Origin of the sequence: uncultured Amnibacterium sp. (genome assembly GCF_964245895.1) — a bacterium.
Lineage (GTDB): Bacteria > Actinomycetota > Actinomycetes > Actinomycetales > Microbacteriaceae > Amnibacterium.
Genome location: NZ_CAXTOQ010000001.1, coordinates 1 through 23,185, shown reverse-complemented (window position 1 = coordinate 23,185; position 23,185 = coordinate 1). Strand labels below are relative to the sequence as shown.

Genomic DNA, 23,185 nt, shown 5'->3' with positions numbered 1-23,185 from the left:
GCGCGACCCGAGCTGCGGATCACCTGCACGATGGATCAGGCGGAAGCATGCCGCATCGACCCTGGGTGGAGTGGAAAGCGCGACGTCCTGTCGAGGTGGCCGTGAAATGGTCTCGCCATCCCGAAGGAGACGGTCATGGGTCTCGGAGTCACGAGGCCCGGTCCTCGAGTCGCGCACGCGGACCGCGGATCGCGATACACGCCCTGGCTCTTCGGTCACCGACTCCGTCGAGCCAGGCTGCTCGGAGGGGTGGCAGATCGTTGATCTCGTGCGGATCGAGGCCTCGCTCGATCACGGGAGATCGCGCACGAAATCGCGCAACGTTCGGGATGGGTTCGGGCAGCAACACTCATGCCGGCTACTGCTGACCCACGGGTCTTCACGGCGAACAGCCCGGATACGTCGCGGAAAGGCCGTGTCTATGGCTCGGCGTCGTGGTGAGCGACCCGGCCGACCCCGGCCGCGCGCGTCGCGCTGCTCGACGCCGGCGTTCCCGCTCGGCGATGCCCACTACGAGGAGCGCGCGTTCTGAGAACCCCGGGAGGCGACGGCAGCTCGATGGGTGCCGCTGCTGCAGCAGGCGTCAAGGACCGAGCGGGCGTCGCTGCACGTCACCGAGCAGCCGGACCACCAGCACGGCGGCGATCGTTCCCGCCGTGAGAATCGCTGCGAGCACCACCACCTGGAACCGTCCGGCCTCGAGCGGCGACAGCCCACCGAACACCGCGCCGACGAACGCGCCAGGCAGGGTCACCAGCCCGGTCGTCTTCGTCTGATCGATGGACGGAACGAGCGCCGCGTGCACGGCGGATCGCGCGAGGGCACGGGTCGCGTCGACCGGCCCAGCGCCGAGCGCGAGCCACCCCTCCACCTGATCCCACTGCTCGCCGACCGCCTGCAGGAACCGCCGCGCGGTCAGCGTCGTGATCGCCATGGTGTTGCCGATCACGATGCCGCCGATGGCGAGGAGGTACCGCGGCGTCGGCGCGAGCGCGCCGGAGCCGAAGACGACGAGCAGCGTCGCCGCGGCACCGCCGACGATCGCCGACGCGACGACCAGCACGTGCCGGGTGCTCCAGCCGAGTCGGTGCGTCGACGTGGCGATCGCGACGCTCAGCATCACGAGCAGCGCGAGGGCGACCCAGACGATGTCGGTGATGACGCCCGAGAGGATCAGACCGATCGCCGCGAGCTGCACCGCGGCTCGCGCCACGGCCGTGAACGGCGCCCACCACTGCGGGATGCGGGCCAGCGAGAGCACACCGACCGAGACGGCGCACAGGGCCAGGATCCCGACGAGGGTCGGGCCCAGCGCCGCCGGCGTCATCAGGTCGCCGCGACGACGCCGGTCGCCAGCAGGACGATCAGGACGGCAGCGAGGGCGAGGCGGTACCAGATGAACACCACGATGGAGTGGCGGGCGACGATACGCAACAGCCACGCGATCGAGGCGTAGCCGACGACGAGGCTCACGCCCGTGGCGATGATCGTGGGGATCCAGCCGACGCCGGCGCCGACGTCCCCCGCTGCGGTGACCGCCTCGAACGCTCCGGCGGCGACGAGCGCCGGGATCGACAGCAGGAACGCGAACCGCGTCGCCGCGACCCGGTCGAGACCGCGCAGCAGCCCGGCGCTGATCGTGGCGCCGGAGCGGGAGACGCCCGGGATCAGGGCGATGCACTGGACGACGCCGATCACGATCGCGTCGGTCGCGGTGAGGTCCTGCTCGCTGCGGGTCCTGCGTCCCAGGCGCTCGGCGAGCGCCATCACGATGCTCCAGCCGATCAGCGCCGCGGCGACGACCCAGAGGCTGCGGAGAGCGCCGGTGACCAGGTGCCGACCGAGCAGGCCGACGACGCCGATCGGCGCGCTGCCGATGATCACCCACCACGCCATCCGCCAGTCCTGGCCGTGGCGGGCGTCCCGATGCAGCAGGCCGCGGACCCAGGCCGCGATGAGCCGCCCGATGTCGTGCCGGAAGTACACGATCGCCGCGACGATCGCGCCGACCTGGATGATCGCGGTGAACGCGGTGACACCCACGCCGCCGACGCGCAGCCCGAGCAGCCTCTCGGCGATGGTCAGGTGACCGGTGCTCGACACCGGCAGGAACTCGGTGAGCCCCTCGACGATGCCGAGCAGGACGGCCTGGAACAGGTTCACGCGGGGGTCCTCCTGGGTGCGGGGGCCGGCGTCCCGACGGGAACGCCGAGCAGGGACCGTAACGACCGGGAGTAGCCCGGATCCGGCCGAACGGCCTCCCGCTGCGACGGGGTTGCGATTCGATTGCGATCCGGTGCACGGATCGCCGCTGAGGCGCCTGAACTGGGGTCGTCGCCGTCGGCGCGTCTCCGGTTCACTGGCCCATCGGATCGAGCGCTGGGGGCGTCGGATGAGGAAAGCGGCCGAGCGCCGACGGTGGACGCTCGCGGCGTGGGGCGCCGCGGTGGCGCTGGTCGCGCTGCCCGTCTCGGCGGCCACGGCGTCGACCGGCACCGTGAACGGTGACGCGCGAGCCGCGGCGGTGCAGGCCGTACTGGACCGCGTGCTCGGCCCGGGAAACGCCGTCGTCGTCGTGTCCGACACGGTGCGGACCTCGACGGCCTCGACGACGAGCGTGCGGTGGGGCAGCGGCGTCGCAGGAACGGTCGGATCGCGCGTCACCTCGGTCGCCGGCGTCGGCGCCTCCACGGCGGTCGTGCAGCAGCACCTCGTCGGCGGAACGCGGACGTCCACCGTCACGCCGGCTGGTGCGCTCGTCCGGCAGTCCGTGTCGGTCGCCGTGGACACCGCCCACCTCGGGACGACGAAACTGACGACGGTCCGCCGCCTGGTCGCCGCCGCGGTCGGGCTCACCCCCTCGCGCGGCGACCGACTCTCCGTCGTCGCCGCGCGGTTCGCGAATCCGGCTCCCGCGCCGGTCCCGGCAGCGCCAGGACCGCTCGCGGTCCTGGCGCCGTACGCCTCCACGATCCTGTGGACTCTGGGCGCGGTCGTGGCGACCGGCATCCTCGGCGCGTTCGCCGGAGGCCGGCGACGGGGAGACGCGGTCGCTCGCTCCTGACCGGTCGTGCTCGACCGGGCCCGCGTCTTCGCGGTTCCTTCGGGCGAACCGGGAAGTCTGGCCGGATGGCCACTCCCTCGCTCGCCGTGCGCGGCGTCCGCCACCGGCTGCGGCGGCAGACCGAGGTCGGCGCCGGATGAGCCACACTGCTGCCGTGACCAGCATCCCCGGCGGGAGACCCGTACCGCCCCTGCTGGTCGTCGAGGACGATCCGCAGCTCGGCCCGCTGATGCTGGAGGTGCTGGGCGAGGACTACGCGGTCACCCTCGTGCGCGACGGCGACCAGGGGCTCGAGGCCGCCCGTCACGGCGACTTCGAGGCGATCGTGCTCGATCGACGCCTGCCCGGCATGGACGGCGTGGGTGTCGTGCGGGAGCTGCGGCGGGTCGGCGTCGCCACGCCCGTGCTCCTGCTGACCGCTCTCGGCGCCGTCGCGGACCGGGTCGACGGGCTCGACGCGGGAGCGGACGACTACCTGGTCAAGCCCTTCGACTTCCTCGAGCTCGCCGCCCGCCTCAGGGCGCTGCGGCGGGTGCACGGCGAGGACGAGGAGGTCGTCTACGTCGGCGACTGGGAGTTCCGGCCCGCGAGCCGCCTCATCAACTCGCCGTGCGAAGGGCGCAAGGTGCTCACCGAGACGGAGGCCCAGCTGCTCCTGCTGCTGGCGCAGCACGCCGACGAGACCCTGTCGCGGGAGCGGATCCTGCGCGACGTGTTCCCGGCGGGGGACAGCGTCGGCACCGTGGACACCTACGTGCACTACGTGCGGCGGAAGACCGAGCGCGACATCATCACGACCGTCCGCGGCCGCGGCTACCGGCTGGGGCAGCTCTGAGCGCCACGGGCGGTGCCGACGATCTCGATGTCCGGTCCGTGCGTCGAGCGGCGCTCAGAACCGCGTGGCAGGTCGCCGCGGTGTCGGCAGCGATCGTCGTGGGCATCCTCGGGCTCGCAGCGCTCTTCATCCTCGATCAGTCGCGGCCGACCGAGCTGCTGGAGCGGCCGAAGCCGGGGGAGTCGAAGATCTACGTCGACTCGAACGAGGTGCTGGTCGCGCTGATCGTGCTCGGCGTCGCGGCGATCGTCATCGTCGGGTTCGCCAGCTGGGGCATCAGCCGTCGCGCGGTCACCCCGCTCGGCGCGGCGCTCCGGATCCAGCGGGCGTTCGTCGCCGACGCGAGCCACGAGCTGCGCACGCCGCTCACGGTCCTCGACACCCGGGTGCAGCTGCTCGAACGACGGCTGGCGCGCGGGGAGCCGTACGCCGACACCCTCTCCGCGGTCCGCCGGGACACCCGCACGATGATCGACCTGGTCGCCGACCTGCTGCTCGTCGCGGAGGCGTCCGCGACGGAGGTGCACGGCGACTCGGAGACCGGCGCCGACCTCCGGCCCACCGTGCTGTCCAGCGCGCAGGACCTGCGTCTGCTCGCCACCGAGCGCGGGGTGCGCGTCGAGGTGGCGGTGGAGAACGAGGCACGGGTGGGTCTCTCGGAGATCAGTCTGCGCCGCGCACTGGTCGTGCTCATCGACAACGCCGTGGCGCACTCCTCCGACGGCGGCGTCGTCCAGGTGGAGGCGGGCGTCGAGCGCGGCGTCCGCGTCCGCGTCCGCGACGCCGGAACCGGGATCACGGGCATCGACGTCGACCAGGTCTTCGAGCGCTTCGCCCATGGCCCGGAGACGGGCCAGCGGCGGGGCTTCGGCATCGGGCTCTCGCTGGTGCGAGATCTCGCGGTGCGGCACGGCGGCCGGGTGGTCGTCGAGTCCACCTCCGGCAGCGGCACGGTCATGCGGCTGGAGCTGCCGGTCGCCCGCTGATCGGCGCGGTCCCGCAGGCCGGAGCGCACCGCACCCCGGCCCGCGGCGGTCCTCACGCCTCGGCGACGATCCGGGCACCCCGTGCCCGCCGGTCGGCGGAGCGCCGGCGCACGCTGAACACGACCACGCCCGCGAGGATGATCGCGAGGAGCAGGTCGCTCACGACGGCGGTGCCGAGGCCGAGGCAACCGGCGTCGGTCGGCTGGGTCAGCAGGTCGCCGATGGAGGCGCCGAGCGGGCGGGTCAGCACGGAGGCGTTCCGGGGTCAGCCGCCGGTGCAGCCGCCGCCGGACCGGGCTCCTGCGGCTCACGTGCCGCGCAGGATGTATCCGACGCCGCGCACCGTGTGGACGGTCGCGGACGCGCCCAGCTCGCGCAGGTGGGTTCGGAGGCGGTGCAGATACGTGTCGAGCGTGTTCCCGTTGACGTGGGCACCGGGTACCCAGGCCGCGCTGATCAGGTCCCCGCGCCGCACGAGCCGGCCCGCGTGGGCGAGGAGCTCCGCCATCAGACGGAACTCGGTCGGGGTCAGCAGATGGGCGTCCTCGCCGAAGCGCAGCGCGAAGCGCTGCGGATCGAGGTGCAGTCCCTGGACGGGCTCGAACGGGGTCGTACGGCGCGCGAGCGCTCCGATCCTGGCGAGCAGCTCCGGCACGGCGAACGGCTTGACGAGGTAGTCGAGGCCGCCGGACGCGAAGCCCTGCACGATGTCGTGCACCTGGCCCATCGCGGACAGGAACATCACCGGCGCCTGCTGGCCGTTCGCGCGGAGCACGCGGCACAGGTCGCGGCCGTCCATGTCGGGCAGCCCGACGTCGAGCACGAGCACGTCGATGCGAGCGTCGTCCGCGAACCGCTGCACCGCCTGGGCGCCGGAGCGGGCGAACAGCCCGGTGTGGCCGGCGGCCGCGAGCGCCTCGTCGAGCAGCCGGGTGATCGCCGGATCGTCCTCGCAGCAGGCGACGACCAGCGTCGCCGTCGCCGCGGTCCCGTCGATCACGCGGTGCCCTCCCGCCCGGTCAGCAGCACTGGCGCACCGCGGCCGCGACCGGGCCGCGACCGGACGGTCATCACGCTCACCACGACGACGAACACGAGCAGCAGGGAGCCGCTCACGGGTCCGGTGCCGAGGTCGAGACCGCCGCGGGCGGCCGGCACGGCGAACCAGTCGGCGAAGGACGCGCCGAGCGGCCGCGTCATCACGTACGCGGCCCAGAAGGTCGCGATCGCGGCACGGCCGGTGACGACGAACACGAGGCCGGGGATCGCGAACACCACGAGGAACAGGAAGCCGGACCCGAGGTAGCCGAGGCCGACCGTCGCCGCGGTGAAGTCGCCCGCCGCGGTGCCGAGCGCGAACGTCGCCATCACGGTGGCCCAGTAGAAGCGCTCCCGTCGCTGCGTCGTGATCGCGTGCACCGACAGGGAGCGCTCGACCCGCCACCACACGACGAACACCGTCGCGAGCACGAGTGCGAACCCGGCGGTCGAGACCGCGTACGGCACCCCGAGCCCGACGTGCAGCACGTCCGCGGCCATCGTGCCGAACACCGACACCATCAGCGCGGTCGTCCAGTACCGCGCCGGGCGGTACGCGCGGGTCCGCAGCTGGATGGCGAGCACCACGGACAGCACGAGCAGCGCGGCCGGGACGACCAGCTCGGGCGCGAACGTCTTGACGAGGAAGTCGCTCGTCGTCTCGCCCATGCCGGTGGTCAGGATCTTGAGACCCCAGAAGGCCGCACCGGGCTCGGGCACGCGGTTGCGCGGCGGAGGCCCGGCCGCGCCGGATCGCAGAGTGGTCACGGCCGGAATGCTGCGAGACCGCCGACAAGAAATCGCGAAGACACCCTTCCCGCCGCATCTTGGACCTTCCTCCGCGATGCCCGCCGACCATTCCGGCATGGATGTGCAGTCGATCTTGGAGGGCCCGTGGGCCCTCGTCGCCATCGCCGTGGTGGTGTTCATCGAGTCCGGGGTGCTGTTCCCATTCCTGCCGGGCGACTCCCTCCTCATCACCGCCGGCCTGGCCCATCAGCAGCTCGGGCTGTCCGTCCCGGTCATCGCGGGCGTCGCGTTCGTCGCTGCCGCCGCCGGTGATCAGGTCGGCTACCTGCTCGGCGACACGTTCGGTGCTCGGTTGTTCACGGACGACGCGAGAGTCCTGAAGACGTCACGGCTGCGCGCGACGGAGGCGTTCTTCGAGGAGTACGGCGGCCGCGCCCTGGTGCTCGGCCGCTTCGTGCCCGTGATCCGCACGTACGTGCCGCTCGCCGCCGGAAGCGCCCGCTACCCGTACCGCCGCTTCCTGCCGTGGAACCTGCTCGGCGGCTTCCTCTGGGCCGTCGGCGTCACCGTCATGGGGTCGCTGCTCGGCGGGGTCCCGTTCATCACCGACAACATCGAGATCCTCCTCGCCGTCATCGTGCTGGTCTCGGTGCTGCCGATCGTCATCGAACAGGTCCGGAAGCGGCGCAAGGGCCGCCGGGACCGCGCTCTGACGACCGAACCGCAGGCCTGAAGCCCGACGGCCGTGCTCGTGCTCGTGGTCGCCCGGACCCGTGGTCGGTGGAGAGCATCATACGGTCCGGAGCGTGGAGGCGACGGCGTCGAGCGATCCGAGCACGAGCGCGTAGTAGGCCCACGTGCCGCGCTTGGACCGGGTGACGAACCCGGCGTCGAGCAGGACCTTCAGATGGTGGCTGACCGTCGGCTGCGTCAGGCCGAGCGGTTCGGTGAGGTCGCAGACGCAGGCCTCGCCGTCCTCATGCGCCGCGATCATCGACACGAGCCGCAGCCGGACCGGGTCCGCGAGGGCCTTCAGGACCGCAGCGAGATCCTGCGCCCCGGCCTCGGTGACGGGCTCGCGGGTGATCGGAGCGCAGACGTCGCCGATGCAGCACGCGGCGCTTCGCGTCCTCACGGTCAGCGGCAGCTCCGTCATCGTCATGGTCAGCACCATAGACATCGATACCCATCTATGTCTATGGTGCATCGACATCGATCGATGGGAGAACCCGATGGCCGCTGGCCGGATGACGGTGCTGTTCGTGTGCGTGCACAACGCCGGCAGGTCCCAGATGGCCGCGGGCTTCGCTTGCGCGCTGGGCGGAGACGGGGTCGATGTCCTCTCCGCCGGCAGCGAGCCCGCTGACCGGACCAACCCGGTCGCGGTCGCTGCGATGGCGGAGGTCGGGATCGACATCGCCGGCACGCAGCCGCGGGTGCTGGCCGTCGACGACGTCCGCGCCTCCGATGTCGTGATCACGATGGGATGCGGTGACGCGTGCCCGGTGTTCCCGGGCAAGCGGTACGAGGACTGGGCGCTCGACGATCCGGCCGGGCTGCCGATCGAGCAGGTCCGGCCGATCCGGGAGGCGATCCGTGCCCGCGTCGAGGCGCTGGTCGCCGACCTCGCTCCCTGAGCCGATTCGCTGGACGGGAGGAGGTGACGACATGGACGAGCAGACCTCCTGCGGCGGCACCGGCTGCTGCTGAACCGGTGAGCCGCTCCGGCAAGGAACCGGCCGGAGAGGCTCTGCACCTGCCTGGTGGTCTCGCTGCGCGTACGAGCCTGCCTGCGGTCAGGGGGCCGCGACCCGGGGACGCGGACGTAGGAGTGGTCGCCCGCTGTCCCGGAGATGCGTCGCCATACGCCCGGGAAGTGCGGCGACGGGTCCTCGATGAACAGGGGTGGCAGCGTCGCGTCGCCGGTGAGCTGGACCGAGACGATCTCGTGGGTCCTGGGCCCGAGGGACCCGGTCAGCAGGGTGATCTCCGCGGTGCGGTTCGTGTTCGTCATGATGGTGCTCCTCGAGGTGCAGGAAAATGGGTCGGTGAATTGAATGAAATGAATGCGCGGCGAATTGCAGAAGGGCGCAGCGGAATATCGTGACGCGCAGGCCGATGCTCGGCCAGGTGTCGGAGAACGTGTCCCGTCGGCTCCATGGTGAGCGGGGGGAGGCGCACGGGTGGTCCTCGATCTCGTTCCCGCCGTCACGGCGCCCCCTACCTCGTCGAGCACAGACGTGCCGCCAGGTAGGGACTGTTGTCGGCGATCGCCGAGGTTGGGAACGGTGAGACCCACCACCGTGCGCTGGTGCGCGAGACGAGTATGCGCCTCCATCCGGTGGAGTTCCAGAGGCAGTCGTCCTTCTCAAGGGGTTTTAGGAATTTGCTTTTCGGCGGCACTCGGGCGGCCGTCCGCGGGCTGACGATCGAACTGCGGGACGTGCCATCCGGTGTCGGTGCGGATCAGCTCGTTCCACGATCCGTTCGGCGCCCGGATCGACCCGATGCGCGGATCGAGCGCGACGAGCAGCGGGCGGATCACCGCGTCGTGGGTGACGATCGCGACGGTGCCCGACTCCTCCTCGAGCACCGCGTCCAGCGCGGGACGGACGCGGAGCACGACGTCCCCCGTCGGCTCGACGCCCGGTGCGGCGTCGACCGACCCGAATCGGTCGACGACCTCCTGCCGCAGGTGTCCGGTCCACGGGCCGTAGTCGCGATCGGTGAAACGCGGGTCCGGAGCATGCGGGACGTCCAGCGCTCGCGCGATCGTCGCGGCCGTGTCGACCGCGCGCGCCAGCGGGCTGGCGAGCACGCGTCCGACGTCGAGTACGGTCATCGGGAGCACCAGCGCCCGAGCCTGCTCCACCCCACCTCGTCGAGGGGAGGGTCGGCGAGGCCACGCAGCCGGTCCGCCCGGTTCGGCGCCGTCCGCCCGTGCGGGACGAGCACCAGCCGGCGTGGCCTGACCCCTTCCCGCGCCGCAGTACCGGCCGCGCCGCCGACCCCGACCGCCGCGACGAACTCGGGCCGAAGGTGGATGACTCGCGCGTCGCGGCTCGAGCCGAGCGCGTCGCTGTCGAGCGGTTCGCCGCGGAGCTCGGGCGCGCTCACGCGAGCCCGTACGGCAGGTCGGGGCGGTCGCGGGCGATCTCGGCGAGCCGGTTGTACTTGGCGACCCGCTCGCCGCGGGCGAGAGCGCCGGACTTGATCCTCCCGACTCCGGTGCCGACGGCGAGGTCCGCGATGAAGGTGTCGAGCGTCTCGCCGGACCGGTGCGAGATCATGGCCGACATCCCGTGCGATCTCGCCGTGTCGACGGCGCTCAGGGTCTGCGTCACCGTCCCGATCTGATTCGGCTTGATGAGTGCCGCATCGAACAGGCAGCGGCCTGCGCCGTCGGCGATCCGACCGGGGTCCGTCGCCTTCACCGCGATCTGGTCGTCGTCGGCACTCGAGGGTGCGGCCCGCACGCTCGTCGAGGTCGCGATCGCCCACGAGCGCGCCCGCGGCACGGGTTGATGGATACCCCTGAGGGGTATACCGTTCCTCCGGTGACGAGCGCGAGGAGCCCCCGCAGCGGGCTGCACGTCGCGCTCGTGGCAGGTCTCGCGTTCATCGCGATCCTCCTCGGAGTCCTCGGCATGCACGCGTCGATGGTCGGCGCGCACGGCGTGGGCCCCGAGCACGCCATGGCGATCGATGAGCCGGCGCCGGCGGTGCACGCCAGCTCCGCGCACGCCGGCTCCGCGCACGCGTCGGCGAGCGATCCGCCGCACCCGATGGGCGGCATGGGCGACCTCGACTGCCTGCTGTTCGGCATGCTCTGCTCGCTCGGCGCCGTCGCGCTGGCGGTGCTCGGGATCCTGCTGCGCCGGCCGGCAGCGGCGCTGCGTCCGCTCGCCCTCCCGCGGGGCCGGCCGCTCATCGCCCCCCTGACCCGCCCGCCACTCCCTCCATCGCTCGACCTGCTCTCGATCAGCCGGACCTGATGGCGATCCTGCCGAGCCGCGCGCTCGGCATGCGATCCGCCCTGCCATCAGACCGATTGGACGACCCGCATGAAGACCCGACCGAGAACCCGACTGATCGCTGCGCTCGCACTCGCGGGCGGCAGCACGCTGCTGCTCGCCGCCTGCTCGACCCCGAGCGGCGGCAGCGGCAGTCACGACATGAGCGGCATGGACATGCCGTCGAGCACCAGCACGACCTCCGGCTCGCAGAACGCCCAGGACGTGTCGTTCGCGCAGGGCATGGCGATGCACCACCTCCAGGCCATCGAGATGGCTGACGTCCTCCTCGCCAAGCACGGCGTCGACGCGCGGGTGACCTCGCTCGCGCGCGAGATCAAGGCCGCCCAGCAGCCCGAGATCGAGGAGATGAACGGCTGGCTGTCCTCCTGGGGCGAGACGACCGTCACCGCATCCATGGGCGCCGGGCACGCGATGTCCGGGATGGGCGACGGGATGATGAGCGAGGCGGACATGACGGCGCTGAAGGACGCGTCCGGCTCGACGGCGTCATCGCTGTTCCTCACGCAGATGGTCGAGCACCATCGCGGCGCCGTCGCGATGGCGAGGACCGAGCAGGCGGCCGGTCGCGATCCCCGCGCCGTCGCGCTCGCGGACTCCATCGTCACGAGCCAGACCGCGCAGATCGCGGACATGCAGCAGCTGCTGAAGCGGCTCTGACCACCGGGTGGGCGGGGGAGCCGCGGCGCCCCCGCCCACCGTCGCCTCGTCGCGCCGAGCGGCGCACGAGCACCAGACGGAATGGAGGCGGGTCGATGAACCCGTTCGAAGCTGTGCTGAAGTCCCTGGCCGAGGCCGGCAACATGGGCTGGGAGATCCTCTGGCCGCTGATCCTGGGGTTCCTGCTGTCCGCGATCGTGCAGGCCGTCGTCCGCACCGAGCGGATCACCCGGCTGATGTCGGGGACGTCACCGCGGGCGCTCGCCGTGTCCGCGGGCCTGGGCGCCGCGTCGTCGTCCTGCTCCTACGCGGCCGTCGCGCTCGCGCGATCGCTGTTCCGCAAGGGCGCGTCGTTCACCTCGGCGATGGTGTTCGAGATCGCGTCGACGAACCTCGTCGTCGAGCTCGGCATCATCCTCGCCATCGCGCTGGGGTGGCAGTTCACCCTCGCCGAGTTCATCGCCGGGCCGATCATGATCGTGTTCGTCGCCCTCATGTTCCGGCTCTGGCTGCGGCGGAAGATCGTCGATGCTGCTCGAGCGCAGGCGGACAAGGGCGTCGCCGGATCGATGGAGGGGCACGCCGGCATGGACATGTCCGTCCAGGGCGACGGCCCCTTCCTCCGCCGGCTGCTCTCCCGCGCCGGGCTGACGGCCACGAGCCGCTACTTCGTCATGGACTGGGCGGCCGTCCTCCGCGACATCGTGCTGGGCCTGCTCATCGCCGGCGCGTTCGCCGCGCTCGTCCCGAAGGCGTGGCTGCAGACCCTGTTCTTCGCGAAGGACCCGGTGCTCGCATTCGTGCTCGGACCGCTCATCGGGCCCCTGATCGCGGTCGTCAGCTTCGTCTGCTCGGTGGGCAACGTCCCGCTGGCCGCGGTGCTCTGGAACGGCGGGATCAGCTTCGGCGGGGTGATGAGCTTCATCTTCGCGGACCTGATCATCATCCCGATCCTGCTCATCTACCGCCGCTACTACGGGACCCGGGCGATGCTGCTGATCGCCGGCGTGTTCTACCTCGCGATGGCCGCGGCCGGCTACGTCATCGAGCTCGTCTTCACCCCGCTCGGTCTCGTGCCCGCGCAGCGCCACGCGGCGGTCCTCGAAGCGACGATCAGCTGGAACTACACGACCTTCCTCGACATCGCGTTCCTGGTGATCGCGGGGGCGCTGCTCGTGCTCTTCTTCCGCAGCGGCAGCGGTCCGATGCTGCGAGCGATGGGCGGATCACCGGAGCCCGGACATGCGGGAGTCGAGGCCTGAGGTTGCGCGAGGACGTCGTCTCCCGCACCTCCCGTGCGGCCTGTCGCGGCAGTCTCGCGGCGTCGGGTCCCGGTCGGGTCCCCAGGCCCGATTCGGTGACGCGCACCAGAGTCGACCCGGAACGGGCCGTGTAGCCCGAGCACGTGGCAGAGATCCACCGTGCGTCGAGGGGGCGGCGTGATGTGGTCGATGCGAGCGGATCAGATCGTCCATCAGCAGGATCCGTTCAACGCCGAGCCCGAGCCCACGCACCTGTCGGTCGGTCCCATCACCGACGTCACGCGGTTCTACTCACGCAACCACGGTCCGATTCCCGTGCTGGATCCCTCGACCTGGCACCTCACCGTCGATGGCCGGGTCGATGCGCCGAAGACGTGCTCCCTCGAGGACCTCCGGGAACGTTTCGAGCACGTGTCGATCGAGCGACGCTGCAGTGCGCAGGGAACCTCCGCTCGGGGCTGTTCTCGGTCGGCGAGATCCCCGGCGAGGCGCCGCGGGGTGCAGGCGTCACGTCGACGGCGGCGTGGACGGGGATCCGGCTCTCCGACGTCCTCCGCGACGTCGGGCCGACCGCCGCAGCACGCCACGGGGTGTTCGAAGCACCCGACGTCTCGCAGATCCCCGGACGCCGGAGGCCTACGGGAGCTCGATGCCGCTCGGCAAGGCGCTCGGACCCGAGGTGATCCTCGCGTGGGAGATGAACCGCGAGCCGTTGCCCACCATCCATGGCGCTCCGCTCCGAGTCGTGGTCCCAGGGTTCATCGGAGCTCGAAGCGTCAGACGGTTGCGCCGAATCGTGCTCAGCGAGGAACCGTCTGCGAACTACTTCCAGGCGACGGCGTACCGGCTGCTGCCGCCCGGCGTCGATCCGAAGCAGGCCGGGCCGGGCGACGGGCTGTCGCTCTCGCCGGTCGCGCTGAACTCCGCATTCTTCCTTCCGGATCGCAGCATCGTCCCGGCAGGCACCAATCGGCTGGCGGGCTACGCATACGCGGGCGACGACCGGACGGTCAGCCGGGTCGACGTCTCGCAGGACGATGGCGCGACCTGGCAGATCGCGGTGCTCGAGGAGGCGTCGAACCCCTGGACATGGCAGTTCTGGCACGCGGACCTCGACCTCGAACGCGGCCACCACACCGCTGTCGTCCGCGCGTGGGACTCCACCGGCGCGCTGCAACCGGCGCGCCCCGAGGATGTGTGCAATCCCAAGGGATACGTGAACAACTCGTGGAAGCGCGTCGAGCTCGACGCACGCTGACGGGTCGGGTCGGATGAGGAGCAAGGCATGACGCATGAGAACCGCATGCCGCGATCGGTCTACGGGGTCGGGAGCGAGCCGGATCCGCGGTTCACGATGGCGAACGAGCGGACGTTCCTCGCCTGGATCCGCACGGCGCTCGCCTGCATCGCGGGCGGTGTCGCGATCGATGCCATCGCGCTGCCGATGCCGGAGCCGCTTCGACTGGCGACGGCGGCGATCCTGCTGCTGCTCGGTCTCGTCGTTCCCGCGCTCGCCTGGCGCAGCTGGGCGGTGACGGAACGGGCGCTCCGGCTCGACCGTCCACTGCCCGCATCCCCGGTTGCCGCGGTCCTGGCCGCCGGCGTCCTTCTGGTCGCTGTGCTCGTCATCGTCGGCACCCTGATCACGTGACCTCGCCTGGTCGGGACCCGGGTCTGCAGCGAGAGCGGACCGAGCTCGCATGGCGGCGCACGCTGCTGGCGTTCGCGATCGGCGCGCTGATCTCGATGCGGGTCCTGTCGGGAACCTTCGGCGGCTGGGCCGTCCTGGTGGGCGTCGGCGGGCTCATGATCACCGCTGCGCTCTGGGCCCTGGTGCACGGCAGCTCCCGAGGAAGCGCGAGTCCGGGGTCGACGCACGGACCTCCATCGTTCGGACCGAGCCGCCTGCTGATGGGAACGGTCGCCCTCGCGAGCATGCTCGGCGCGGCTCTCGGACTCGTCGAGCTCGTGACGAGCGCTTCACGATGAGCCGAGGCGGTCGACTCCGCGAGCCCGAGGAGTCGTCAGCGGACCGCGCTCCACGCCTTCCCTTCGAGCCGTCCGGAGCCGTCGAGCGCCACTCGCCTCGAAGTCGCTCGACCAGCCTTGCCGCCCTCTCGATCGGACGACCGAAGCACGGGAGAGCCCGCTACGACGGCACCGGGTCGCGACCCGCGCGAACTCGACGATCGGGTGGGCCCCGTGGGGCTCGAACCCACGACCCGCGGAGTGGAAACAGTGGGTTCGCGCCCGATCACAGGAGGTAGCAGATCGTTGATGTGGTGCGGATCGAGGCCTTGCTCGATTACAGGAGATCGCCTTCGATACCGTCGAATGTTCGGAGTAGGTTCGGGCGACGGAACCCATCTTTGTGCACTACTAACTCGCACAACTTCGCAGCGCGTTCACCGGATCACGTAGGGCGACGCCCAGAAATTGATCAGCAGAGTCCGGGCTGTTGCGACTTCGCGGGCGGAGGCTGCGCGCAGCAGCACCCGCGTGCCCTTCCTGAACGCCGAACATGACGCCGCGCACATCGGTGCGGTCGCACCCTTGACCATCCGCGCCTGCGGCCGGCTCGAGCAGGTCGTCTCGGCCCACAGGTCGTCGGGGATGACCATCTGAGCGAGGTGCTCCATGAGGTCCTCCGGGTGGCGCTGTGCCAACGCTCCTTGCCGGGAGAGGTGACGATCGTGTCGCCTGGTGGATCTCGAGCGAGGTCAGCTCCGCGCGCCTCATCATGAGGAAGTCAGAAGCTTCTTCGCGGTTGATCACGACGCCGGCGGCAGACCCGCTGCCTCTGGACTCGGATGCCCTGCTGGAACACCCTTCGTCAGGGCACCCCTCGGGTACCGGAGGTGGTGTGGAATGCGGTCGTGACCGCCGAACAGCCCACCGCGACGGATCAGCCGGCCGTCGTGCCGCCCGGCGCCGCGCGCACCGCGCTGGTGCTCGGGTCGCTGGGGTTCTTCCTCATCACCCTCGACATCCTCATCGTGAACGTCGCCCTCACGCGGATCGGTCGCGCGCTCGGCGGGGGCACGGCCGGGCAGCAGTGGGTCATCGACGGCTACACGCTCGCCTTCGCCGCCCTCCTCCTACTCGCGGGCAACCTCACCGACCGGCTCGGGGCGAAGCGCGCGGTCGGCGCCGGGATCGTCCTCTTCCTCCTCGCCTCGATCGGCTGCGCCCTCGCGCCGACGCTCGGCGTCCTGATCGCCGCCCGCGTCGTGCAGGGCGCCGGCGCGGCGCTGATGCTCCCAGCCACGATGGCGCTGATCCGGGAGGCGTTCCCCGACCCGCGCGAGCGGACGCACGCGCTCGGCATCTGGGCAGTCGGCGGCGCGGTCGCCGGCGCCGCCGGCCCGCTCATCGGCGGGCTGCTCACGACCATCGACTGGCGGCTCGTCTTCGGGATCAACATCCCCGTCTGCGCGCTCATGCTCGTGCTGCTGGTCCGGGTGCTGCGCTCCTCGGTCCGGCCGCGAGCGTTCGACTGGGCCGGTCAGGCCGCATCGCTGATCGGGTTGACCGCGCTCATGTACGGGCTGATCACCGGCGGCCACGACGGGTTCGGCCGCGCCGATGTCATCGGCGCGCTCGTGATCGCGGTCGCGGCGCTCACCGTGTTCGTGCTGCTGCAGCAGCAGGTCTCCTCGCCGATGCTGCCGCTTCAGCTGCTCCGACCGATCGGGGTGCGGATCGCGCTGGTGGTCGGCTTCGCGTTCATGATCGGCAACTTCGGCACCGTGTTCGTGAACAGCCTCTACCTGCAGCAGCACCTCGGGCTCACGCCGCTGCTGGCCGGCCTCGTGTTCCTGCCGTCGGCTGCGTTCAGCATCGTCGGCAACATCGTCAGCGGCACGCTCGCCAACCGGTTCGGTGCCCGTGTCCCGATGGTCGGCGGGCTGCTCGCGATGGTCGTCGGACTCATCGGGATGATCGTGGCCGCACCGCTCGGCCTCCCGGTCCTCATCGGGGCATGCATGGTCCTCACCGGCGCAGGCGGCTCGGTCGCGATGCCACCGACCACCTCGCTCGTCCTCGCGAGCGTGCTCCCCGCCCAGGCGGGTACCGCGAGCGCGGTCTTCAACACCTTCCGCCAGATCGGCGGCGCTGTCGCCATCGCGGTCTTCGGTGCGCTGATCGCCGATCCCGCTCACTTCGTCCCCGGCATGCAGGTGAGCTTCTGCATCGCTGGTGCCGCCCTGCTTGTCGCCGCGGTCGTCAGCCTTCGGGCATCGCGATGAGCACGTCACAGATGGGCGGTCCGCTGTGCGGGCCGGTGCAGCCTCAGGCATCCACTGAGACCACAGCAGTGCTCAGATCGTTGATCTTCCGCGGTCGATCTTCGTGAGCTCGTCGGGAACGCGCTTGGAACGCTCGACTCAGTCTCTCGACGCGACGGCAGGATTCGAACCTGCGACCAGCGGTTTATGAGACCGCTTCCTTCGACCACTTGGATACGCCGCGATCCCGTCACGGTAGGTCGGTCCGGCCGCGGCATGGGCGACATGACCGGTCGTGACGACAGAAGTCGAATGGTGACGTCCACCGCGCATTCGACGAGCCACGGAACTGGTTGACACGTCCGCTAGCAGCGGACACACTCGCGGCGTCCGCCTCCGCTCTGTCCGCCGCGGTCGAAGGGTCTCAGCCCACCATGTCGTCCACGTTCGATCCCGATGCGATCCCGTCGGACCGTCAGCCGCAGGGAGCACGACGCCCCGATGCCTCGAGCACGAGCGAGGTCCGCGGTTTCGCGATCTACGTCGGGCTGGATGAGCAGAAGGCTCGGGCTGCAGGCATCGACCTCGCGTCGGTCGTGGAGGCGCTCCGCACGCTCACGGCGCAGCTCGTCCCCGGCGCCGAGACCTCCGCGGCGGTCGCGCTCGCTCCGGCGGGGATCGGAGGTCGCGACGTCGACATCGTGCGCCATGCGCTCACCGACCTGACGCCCGGCTCGCAGCAGGAGACGGTGGCGAAGCGGCGCACCGGCATGATGCTCGACCTCGGCAGGAAGCGCCTCCGCATCGACGAGCGCATCGTGCCGCTGACCTATCGGGAGCTCGAGCTGCTCCAGTTCCTCGTGCTCCGTGAAGGTCTGACGGTTCCGCGTGCCCAGATCATCGAGACCATCTGGGTCGGCATGGACGGCGAGGTGCCGAACGAGCGGACCATCGATGTCCACGTGCGCCGGCTGCGGATGAAGCTGGGCAAGTACGGCGATGTCGTACGGACCGTTCGTGGCGGCGGCTATCGCTTCGACCGCCAGGGCGACGTCGTCATCCGCTACGGCGAAGGGCCGTCGCCCGATCGGTTCTGAGGCGTCGCCGTCCGGCAGCGACGTGAAATATGACGACGCCCGGCTCACGCCCTCGATCGGCGCCGGGTTACGGTGGCGCAATGCAGCAGCAGTGCAGGCGGTGTTGTCGGGGCTGACCCCCGACCGCCGCCCGCGTGCCTCGCGGGCTCCTCTGAGAGCAGCACCCGCATGCGCATCGCCTCGAGCGTCCTCGACCTCATCGGATCGACCCCGCTGGTCCGGCTGAACGCCGTGAACCGGTCTGAAGTCCCGATCGTGGCGAAGGTCGAGTACCTGAACCCTGGCGGCTCCATCAAGGACCGCATCGCCGTCCGCATCGTCCACGCCGCGGAGGCGAGCGGCGAGCTGCGACCAGGAGGGACCATCGTCGAGCCGACCAGCGGCAACACCGGGGTCGGACTCGCGCTCGTCGCCCAGCAGCGCGGCTACCGCTGCGTCTTCGTCGTGCCGGACAAGGTCGCCGAGGACAAGCGCGCCGTGCTGCGGGCCTACGGCGCCGAGGTCGTCGTGGCACCCACCGCGGTCGCGCCGGAGGACCCGCGGTCGTACTACAGCGTCTCCGACCGACTCGTGCGGGAGACCCCGGGCGCTTTCAAACCGAACCAGTACGCCAACCCAGCGGGCCCGGCGAGCCACGCCGCGTCCACCGGCCCGGAGATCTGGGAGGCGACCGACGGCCGCATCACGCACCTCGTCGCGGGGGTGGGGACCGGCGGCACCATCACCGGCACCGCGCGATTCCTCAAGGAGGCTTCCGGCGGGAGCGTGCAGGTCATCGGCGCCGACCCCGTCGGCTCGATCTACTCGGGCGGCACCGGACGCCCCTATCTCGTCGAGGGCGTCGGCGAGGACTTCTGGCCGGGCGCCTACGACCCCTCCCTCGTCGACGAGGTGATCGCGGTCTCGGACGGGGACTCGTTCCGGATGACGCGACGCCTCGCACGGGAGGAGGGGCTCCTCGTCGGTGGGTCCAGCGGCATGGCGACCGTCGCAGCCGTGCGGCTCGCGTCGCGTCTCGGCCCTGACGACCTCGTCGTGGTCCTGCTGCCGGACGGCGGCCGCGGCTACCTCGGCAAGGTCTTCGACGACGACTGGATGCGACGCCGAGGCTTCCTCGGCACCGCGGGCGTCGGGTCGGTCGGCGAGCTCGTCCGCCGCAAGGACGTCGGTGGACTCGCCGACGCCGGATCGCTGCCCGCCGTCCGGCGGGACGCGACCGTCGGCGAGGCGATCGACGTGCTGCGCCGTCGCGGCGGCTCGCGCCTCCTCGTGCTCAGCGCCCCGCAGCCCGTCGTGCTCGGCGAGATCGCCGGCACACTCGATGCGCACCGGCTCCTCGCCGCCGCCCCCGGCGATTCGATCGAAGCGCTGATCGGGCCGATGCCCGCGTTCGTCGGCGCAGCGGAGCCCGTCGCCGCCGCTCGCGCGACGCTGACCGCCGAGGAGTCCGTCCTCGTGCTCGACGACGGCCGCCCGCTCGATCTGCTCACCCGAACCGACCTGCTCGCCCACGCAAGCGACGACCACGAAGGGACCGCACCATGACCGACCGCCGAGACGGCTTCTCCACCCGGGCCATCCACGCCGGGCAGGAGCCCGACCCGCTCACCGGCGCGATCACCCCGCCGATCCACCAGACCTCGACCTTCCTGCAGGACGGCGTCGGCGGCCTCCGGAACGGCTGGGAGTACGGCCGCGGCGGCAACCCCACCCGGTCGGCGCTCGAGACGCAGGTCGCCGCGCTCGAGCTCGGCGCGCACGGCATCGCGTTCAGCTCCGGCCTCGCCGCGGAGGACGCGATCCTCCGAGCCGTGTTGAAGGCGGGGGACCGGGTGGTGCTCGGCAACGACGCCTACGGCGGCACCCACCGCCTGATCGCTCGCCTCCATGTGCCGAACGGCATCCGGCTCGACACCGTCGACCTCACCGACCCCGTCGCGGTCGACGCCGCGTTCTCGACGCCGGCGCGACTGGTGTGGATCGAGACCCCCACGAACCCGTTGCTGCGCATCGTGGACGTCCCCGCGGTCGCCGCCCGAGCGCACGACGCAGGTGCCGTCGTCGTGGTCGACAACACCTTCGCCTCGCCGGTGCTCCAGCAGCCCCTCGCGCTCGGTGCGGACGTCGTCGTCCATTCCGCGACCAAGTATCTGGGCGGGCACTCCGACCTGCTCGGCGGAGTCGTGGTGACCTCCGACGAGGCGGTCGCGGAGCAGGTGCGGTTCCTGCAGTTCGCCGCGGGCGCGGTGCTCGCGCCGTTCGAGGCGTGGCTGCTCACCCGGGGCATCAAGACCCTCGCGCTGCGGGTCCGGCAGCACGGCGCGAACGCGCAGGCCATCGCCGAGCAGCTCGCCGCCCATCCGGCGATCGAGCACGTCTACTACCCAGGCCTGCCCGACCATCCGGGCCACGACGTCGCCGCTCGGCAGATGACCGGCTTCGGCGGGATGCTGTCCGTCGCGGTGCGCGGCGGGGAGTCGGCCGCGCGGCGGTTCGCGGAGAGCACCCGGCTGTTCTCGCTCGCGGAGTCGCTGGGCGGCGTCGAGTCGCTGATCGGGCACCCGGCCTCGATGACCCACGCATCCGTACGCGGTACGCCGCTCGCGGTGCCGGGCGAGGTCGTGCGGCTGTCGGTGGGCATCGAGGAGCTCGACGACCTGCAGGCGGATCTCGCGACCGCACTCGACCTCGTGCATCGGCCCGTCCGCGTCTGAACGTCATCCGCCGTCATCCGCGCGGTCGGCGGCTCGGCGGCCCGGCAGGCTCGGAGCCGGACGGGAGGACCTGCGATGACCGACGAGAACGAGTACCGCTTCCTGGCCGAGGAGGCGCAGGAGGTCGGGCGGGCCACCCCGCTGCCGCCCGTCGACCGGGTCGATGTCCGCGTCGGGGACGGCGTCGTCAGCGCGCTGCGGTGGGGCGCGGGAGCGCCGCAGCTGACGCTGCTGCACGGCGCGGCGCTGAACGCGCACACCTGGGACTCGACGCTGCTCGCGCTCGACCGGCCGGCGATCGCGATCGATCTGCCCGGACACGGCCGCTCGTCCTGGCGCGACGACTTCGACTACGGGCCCGTGCGCACCGCGGAGGCCGTCGCCGCCGTCCTCGACGACCAGGCGCCGGGTTCCCCGCAGGTCGTGGTCGGGCAGTCGCTCGGCGGCCTGACGGCGATCGCCCTCGCCGAGCACCGGCCCGACCTCGTGAGCGCGGTCGTGGTGGTCGACGCCAGCCCGGGCCTCCGCGTGGGCGACGCCCGTCAGGTCAGCGACTTCCTCGCCGGCCCGAACGTCTTCCCGGATCGGGACACGATCGTCGATCGGGCGATCGCGGCCGGCATCGGGACCGACCGGCACCGCATCGCGCGCGGCGTCGAGCTGAACACGCGCGTCCGTGACGACGGGAACGTCGTCTGGTCCCACCACCTCGCCTCCCCTCCTGCGGAGCTCGGGCCGGTCCCCGTGCTCGACGCCGGCTGGGAGGGGCTGACCGAGAGCGACGTGCCGGTGCTGCTCGTCCGCGCGCGCGGCGGGTTCCTCCGACCGGAGGCGGTCACGGAATTCCGGGAGCGGGTCCCGCGGGCGGTCGTGGTCGAGACGGACACCGGGCACAACGTGCAGGAGCAGGAGCCCGCGGAGCTCGCGCGGCTGATCGCCGCGTTCGCCGCAGGCTGACGTCAGCCGGCAGACGCCGGTCCCTCGTCGTCCTGCACGAGGAACGCGCGCAACCGAGCGACCGCCGCCGCATCCAGCCCCCATGACTCGGCGTACGTCGCCACGGTCCCGAACCGCTCGTCGATCCGGTCCAGGACCCCGGCGAGGGCGGCGGGCGGGCTCGTCCGGACGAGCGCGTCGAGGTTCGCGCCGGCAGTCGTGTGCTCCGCCCGCAGCCGCACGACGATCTCGTCGAGCGCGGCCGCGGGCAGGTGCAGCTCCGACTCCGCGTAGTCCGCAAGCACATCAGCCCGATCGACCCCGACGAGCAGCAGCGCGAGGGCGACCACGAGACCGGTCCGGTCCTTGCCCGCCGTGCAGTGCACGAGCGCCGCACCCGGTGCCCCGGACGGGATCGCCCCGATCGCCGCGACCAGGTTGGCGCCGCCGATGAGGACGATGTCGTCGTAGAGGTCGTCGAGGCTCGCGTCAGCGGCGATGAACTCGACGGTCGGCTTCGACAGCAGCGGCAGATGCGAGACGGGCACCCCCAGCGCGTCCAGCCCGGTCGGCGCGAAGGATCGCTCGAGCTCGTCGCGCAGGTCCACCACGACGCCGACGGGAAGCTGCCGCAATGCTGCGACCTCCTCCTGGCCCAAGCCCAGGGGAGCGCTCGACCGCAGCAGCCGCCCGAACCGGACCGTGCCGCCCTCCGCGCGGTAGCCGCCGACGTCGCGCGCGTTCCAGATGGACGGCAGCCCCAGCGAGCGGTCCGGAGGCAGCGGCACCCCTCCAGCGTGCCCCGCGAGCGACCACGACCCGGCCCTGTATGACGCCCCGTTGCACCCCGTGACGTCCCCGGTCGTTTGTTACGGCGCCGATGTCGACGGTGGTCGACCCCTCACCTAGCGTCCCGAGCGATGTCCCACCACGCGTACGGGTTCACCACCAAGCAGGTGCACGCCGGTGCCGCCGCCGATCCGGCGACCGGCGCCCGAGCCACGCCCATCTACGCGACCACGAGCTTCGTCTACGAGAGCGCGGAGCAGGCGGCCGCCTCCTTCACGCTCGACGACCTCGAGCACTACGCCTACTCCCGCATGTCGAACCCCACGACCACCGTCGTGGAGCAGCGCATCGCGCAGCTCGAAGGCGGGGCTGCTGCGGTCGCCACCGCCAGCGGGCAGGCAGCGACCGCGCTCGCGCTCCTGAACGTGCTCCGATCGGGCGACCATGTCGTCGCATCGAGCCAGGTGTACGGCGGGACGACGAACCTCCTGCTGCAGCGGTTCGCGGAGTTCGGCATCACCACCACGCTGCTGCGCGACGTGAACGACCTCGATGCGTGGCGCGCGGCGATCCGGCCGGAGACCCGCGCGTTCTTCGCGGAGAGCATCGGCAACCCGACCGGCGTCGTCGCCGACCTGCAGGCGATCGCGGACATCGCCCACGACGAGGCCCGGGTGCCGTTCTTCGTCGACAACACCCTCGCGACCCCGTACCTGCTGCGCCCGCTCGAGCACGGCGCCGACGTCGTCGTCCACTCGACCACGAAGTTCCTCGCCGGGCACGGCACCGCC

General features: G+C 71.6%; 29 protein-coding genes, 1 tRNA gene and 1 pseudogene. 19 read left to right on the top strand and 12 right to left on the bottom strand.

Features of this window, described 5'->3' with window-relative positions; all coding sequences use genetic code 11:
* Positions 1-583 precede the first annotated feature (583 nt).
* Positions 584-1,327, bottom strand: a complete 744-nt coding sequence (locus ACFE60_RS00155) for an ABC transporter permease (RefSeq protein WP_375386799.1) — start codon at positions 1,325-1,327, stop codon at positions 584-586.
* On the bottom strand, positions 1,327-2,163 hold the full coding sequence (locus ACFE60_RS00150) for an undecaprenyl-diphosphate phosphatase (protein WP_375386798.1): 837 nt from the start codon (positions 2,161-2,163) through the stop codon (positions 1,327-1,329). Before ACFE60_RS00150 ends, ACFE60_RS00155 begins: the two co-directional genes overlap by 1 nt.
* 229 nt (positions 2,164-2,392) lie before the next feature.
* On the opposite strand from ACFE60_RS00150, the gene ACFE60_RS00145 reads away from it, so the two are divergent.
* From ACFE60_RS00145 to ACFE60_RS00135, 3 genes are all read left to right on the top strand, one after another.
* On the top strand, positions 2,393-3,064 hold the full coding sequence (locus tag ACFE60_RS00145; RefSeq protein WP_375386797.1) for a flagellar M-ring protein FliF C-terminal domain-containing protein: 672 nt from the start codon (positions 2,393-2,395) through the stop codon (positions 3,062-3,064).
* Positions 3,065-3,218: 154 nt separating this feature from the next.
* On the top strand, positions 3,219-3,899 hold the full coding sequence (locus ACFE60_RS00140) for a response regulator transcription factor (protein WP_375386796.1): 681 nt from the start codon (positions 3,219-3,221) through the stop codon (positions 3,897-3,899).
* Positions 3,900-3,979: 80 nt separating this feature from the next.
* Positions 3,980-4,885 carry a sensor histidine kinase gene (locus tag ACFE60_RS00135; RefSeq protein ID WP_375386795.1) on the top strand — a complete coding sequence of 302 codons (906 nt, stop codon included), beginning with the start codon at positions 3,980-3,982 and terminating at the stop codon, positions 4,883-4,885.
* A 52-nt stretch (positions 4,886-4,937) separates the two neighbouring features.
* Here ACFE60_RS00135 and ACFE60_RS00130 read toward each other — a convergent pair whose 3' ends face one another.
* From ACFE60_RS00130 to ACFE60_RS00120, 3 genes are read right to left on the bottom strand one after another with little or no spacing between them, the layout of a single operon-like run.
* Positions 4,938-5,135: a hypothetical protein gene (locus ACFE60_RS00130; RefSeq protein WP_375386794.1), complete on the bottom strand. Its 198-nt coding sequence runs from the start codon at positions 5,133-5,135 to the stop codon at positions 4,938-4,940.
* A gap of 57 nt (positions 5,136-5,192) precedes the next feature.
* On the bottom strand, positions 5,193-5,885 hold the full coding sequence (locus tag ACFE60_RS00125; protein WP_375386793.1) for a response regulator transcription factor: 693 nt from the start codon (positions 5,883-5,885) through the stop codon (positions 5,193-5,195).
* Positions 5,882-6,691, bottom strand: coding sequence for a hypothetical protein (locus tag ACFE60_RS00120; RefSeq protein ID WP_375386792.1), 810 nt, complete (start codon positions 6,689-6,691; stop codon positions 5,882-5,884). The genes ACFE60_RS00125 and ACFE60_RS00120 overlap by 4 nt, the downstream gene beginning before the upstream one ends.
* A gap of 97 nt (positions 6,692-6,788) precedes the next feature.
* Here ACFE60_RS00120 and ACFE60_RS00115 point away from each other — a divergent pair, with 97 nt between their 5' ends.
* Positions 6,789-7,406, top strand: a complete 618-nt coding sequence (locus ACFE60_RS00115) for a VTT domain-containing protein (RefSeq protein WP_375386791.1) — start codon at positions 6,789-6,791, stop codon at positions 7,404-7,406.
* A gap of 57 nt (positions 7,407-7,463) precedes the next feature.
* On the opposite strand, the gene ACFE60_RS00110 is transcribed toward ACFE60_RS00115, so the two are convergent.
* A complete protein-coding gene (locus tag ACFE60_RS00110; RefSeq protein ID WP_375386790.1) occupies positions 7,464-7,835 on the bottom strand; it encodes an ArsR/SmtB family transcription factor in 372 nt (123 codons plus the stop codon).
* A 70-nt stretch (positions 7,836-7,905) separates the two neighbouring features.
* On the opposite strand from ACFE60_RS00110, the gene ACFE60_RS00105 reads away from it, so the two are divergent.
* Positions 7,906-8,310, top strand: a complete 405-nt coding sequence (locus ACFE60_RS00105; RefSeq protein WP_375386875.1) for an arsenate reductase ArsC — start codon at positions 7,906-7,908, stop codon at positions 8,308-8,310.
* A 258-nt stretch (positions 8,311-8,568) separates the two neighbouring features.
* On the top strand, positions 8,569-8,730 hold the full coding sequence (locus ACFE60_RS00100; protein ID WP_375386789.1) for a hypothetical protein: 162 nt from the start codon (positions 8,569-8,571) through the stop codon (positions 8,728-8,730).
* Positions 8,731-9,041: 311 nt separating this feature from the next.
* Here the strand turns inward: ACFE60_RS00100 and ACFE60_RS00095 are convergent, their stop codons facing one another.
* Genes ACFE60_RS00095 through ACFE60_RS00085 form a run of 3 tightly spaced genes read right to left on the bottom strand, consistent with a single transcriptional unit; the run spans position 9,042 to position 10,191 of the window.
* The gene (locus ACFE60_RS00095; RefSeq protein ID WP_375386788.1) at positions 9,042-9,515 is read right to left on the bottom strand and encodes a histidine phosphatase family protein; all 474 of its coding nucleotides are present in this window, start codon (positions 9,513-9,515) and stop codon (positions 9,042-9,044) included.
* A complete protein-coding gene (locus tag ACFE60_RS00090) occupies positions 9,512-9,790 on the bottom strand; it encodes a hypothetical protein (RefSeq protein WP_375386787.1) in 279 nt (92 codons plus the stop codon). Before ACFE60_RS00090 ends, ACFE60_RS00095 begins: the two co-directional genes overlap by 4 nt.
* Positions 9,787-10,191 (bottom strand): hypothetical protein, encoded by a 405-nt coding sequence (locus tag ACFE60_RS00085; RefSeq protein WP_375386786.1) that lies wholly within the window; start codon positions 10,189-10,191, stop codon positions 9,787-9,789. Before ACFE60_RS00085 ends, ACFE60_RS00090 begins: the two co-directional genes overlap by 4 nt.
* Before the next feature lie 39 nt (positions 10,192-10,230).
* Here ACFE60_RS00085 and ACFE60_RS00080 point away from each other — a divergent pair, with 39 nt between their 5' ends.
* From ACFE60_RS00080 to ACFE60_RS00050, 7 genes and pseudogenes are all read left to right on the top strand, one after another.
* Entirely contained in the window at positions 10,231-10,668 is a 438-nt protein-coding gene (locus tag ACFE60_RS00080) for a hypothetical protein (RefSeq protein ID WP_375386785.1), read from the top strand.
* A gap of 69 nt (positions 10,669-10,737) precedes the next feature.
* A complete protein-coding gene (locus ACFE60_RS00075; RefSeq protein WP_375386784.1) occupies positions 10,738-11,367 on the top strand; it encodes a DUF305 domain-containing protein in 630 nt (209 codons plus the stop codon).
* 95 nt (positions 11,368-11,462) lie between these two features.
* Positions 11,463-12,629, top strand: a complete 1,167-nt coding sequence (locus ACFE60_RS00070) for a permease (protein ID WP_375386783.1) — start codon at positions 11,463-11,465, stop codon at positions 12,627-12,629.
* 180 nt (positions 12,630-12,809) lie between these two features.
* Positions 12,810-13,312, top strand: a pseudogene (locus ACFE60_RS00065) (molybdopterin-dependent oxidoreductase).
* On the top strand, positions 13,279-13,887 hold the full coding sequence (locus ACFE60_RS00060; RefSeq protein ID WP_375386782.1) for a molybdopterin-dependent oxidoreductase: 609 nt from the start codon (positions 13,279-13,281) through the stop codon (positions 13,885-13,887). The pseudogene ACFE60_RS00065 and the gene ACFE60_RS00060 overlap by 34 nt, the downstream one beginning before the upstream one ends.
* Before the next feature lie 27 nt (positions 13,888-13,914).
* On the top strand, positions 13,915-14,280 hold the full coding sequence (locus ACFE60_RS00055) for a YidH family protein (RefSeq protein WP_375386781.1): 366 nt from the start codon (positions 13,915-13,917) through the stop codon (positions 14,278-14,280).
* A complete protein-coding gene (locus tag ACFE60_RS00050; protein WP_375386780.1) occupies positions 14,277-14,618 on the top strand; it encodes a DUF202 domain-containing protein in 342 nt (113 codons plus the stop codon). The genes ACFE60_RS00055 and ACFE60_RS00050 overlap by 4 nt, the downstream gene beginning before the upstream one ends.
* A 416-nt stretch (positions 14,619-15,034) precedes the next feature.
* Here the strand turns inward: ACFE60_RS00050 and ACFE60_RS00045 are convergent, their stop codons facing one another.
* Positions 15,035-15,268: a hypothetical protein gene (locus ACFE60_RS00045; protein ID WP_375386779.1), complete on the bottom strand. Its 234-nt coding sequence runs from the start codon at positions 15,266-15,268 to the stop codon at positions 15,035-15,037.
* A 237-nt stretch (positions 15,269-15,505) separates the two neighbouring features.
* Between ACFE60_RS00045 and ACFE60_RS00040 the strand changes: the two genes are divergently transcribed.
* A complete protein-coding gene (locus ACFE60_RS00040) occupies positions 15,506-16,879 on the top strand; it encodes an MFS transporter (protein ID WP_375386778.1) in 1,374 nt (457 codons plus the stop codon).
* 149 nt (positions 16,880-17,028) lie between these two features.
* Here ACFE60_RS00040 and ACFE60_RS00035 read toward each other — a convergent pair.
* Positions 17,029-17,102: transfer RNA gene (locus ACFE60_RS00035), tRNA-Met, on the bottom strand.
* Positions 17,103-17,292: 190 nt separating this feature from the next.
* Between ACFE60_RS00035 and ACFE60_RS00030 the strand changes: the two genes are divergently transcribed.
* From ACFE60_RS00030 to ACFE60_RS00015, 4 genes are all read left to right on the top strand, one after another.
* Positions 17,293-17,955: a winged helix-turn-helix domain-containing protein gene (locus tag ACFE60_RS00030; protein ID WP_375386777.1), complete on the top strand. Its 663-nt coding sequence runs from the start codon at positions 17,293-17,295 to the stop codon at positions 17,953-17,955.
* A gap of 168 nt (positions 17,956-18,123) precedes the next feature.
* Positions 18,124-19,500, top strand: coding sequence for a cystathionine beta-synthase (locus tag ACFE60_RS00025; RefSeq protein WP_375386776.1), 1,377 nt, complete (start codon positions 18,124-18,126; stop codon positions 19,498-19,500).
* Positions 19,497-20,669, top strand: a complete 1,173-nt coding sequence (locus ACFE60_RS00020; protein ID WP_375386775.1) for a cystathionine gamma-synthase — start codon at positions 19,497-19,499, stop codon at positions 20,667-20,669. Before ACFE60_RS00025 ends, ACFE60_RS00020 begins: the two co-directional genes overlap by 4 nt.
* 75 nt (positions 20,670-20,744) lie before the next feature.
* On the top strand, positions 20,745-21,626 hold the full coding sequence (locus tag ACFE60_RS00015) for an alpha/beta fold hydrolase (RefSeq protein ID WP_375386774.1): 882 nt from the start codon (positions 20,745-20,747) through the stop codon (positions 21,624-21,626).
* 2 nt (positions 21,627-21,628) lie between these two features.
* On the opposite strand, the gene ACFE60_RS00010 is transcribed toward ACFE60_RS00015, so the two are convergent.
* Complete coding sequence (locus tag ACFE60_RS00010) at positions 21,629-22,393, bottom strand: tyrosine-protein phosphatase (RefSeq protein ID WP_375386773.1); 765 nt, start codon at positions 22,391-22,393, stop codon at positions 21,629-21,631.
* A 132-nt stretch (positions 22,394-22,525) separates the two neighbouring features.
* On the opposite strand from ACFE60_RS00010, the gene ACFE60_RS00005 reads away from it, so the two are divergent.
* A partial coding sequence (locus ACFE60_RS00005; RefSeq protein ID WP_375386772.1) for an aminotransferase class I/II-fold pyridoxal phosphate-dependent enzyme occupies positions 22,526-23,185 on the top strand: 660 nt, incomplete at its 3' end.